At 47.5% G+C, this 255-nt stretch carries 1 pseudogene; it reads right to left on the bottom strand.

Annotation, left to right across the window (positions count from 1 at the left end):
• Positions 1 to 255: pseudogene (locus H8K52_RS22125) on the bottom strand (IS5/IS1182 family transposase); the annotation flags it as partial.

The following is a 255-nucleotide window of genomic DNA, read 5'->3' as shown; positions in this document are numbered from 1 at the left end:
CGGGATCGACCGGACTGATTTTGATTTCTTTCGTTGGCGGCTCTTCATCGTCGTCTTGATGCGAGAGTGGTTTTTTACCATGCGCCAAACGGTCGGCATCAATCGCGCTATTAAGTTCTTCTAGATAGTGCACGGGCTTTTGCGCGACTTGATGAATATCATAGCCATTCTTATTTGCCGAGGCTTTGAGATGGGTGCTATCGCTGTAAAAGACACGTCCACCAATAAGTCCATGTCCAATCGCTTGTTCAACGA

The sequence above is a fragment of the Affinundibacterium seohonense genome, from assembly GCF_014284305.1.
GTDB classification, from domain to species: domain Bacteria; phylum Pseudomonadota; class Gammaproteobacteria; order Burkholderiales; family Burkholderiaceae_D; genus Undibacterium; species Undibacterium seohonense.
Note: the sequence above shows the minus strand (reverse complement) of the source record. Positions and strands in the feature narration are given on the sequence as shown.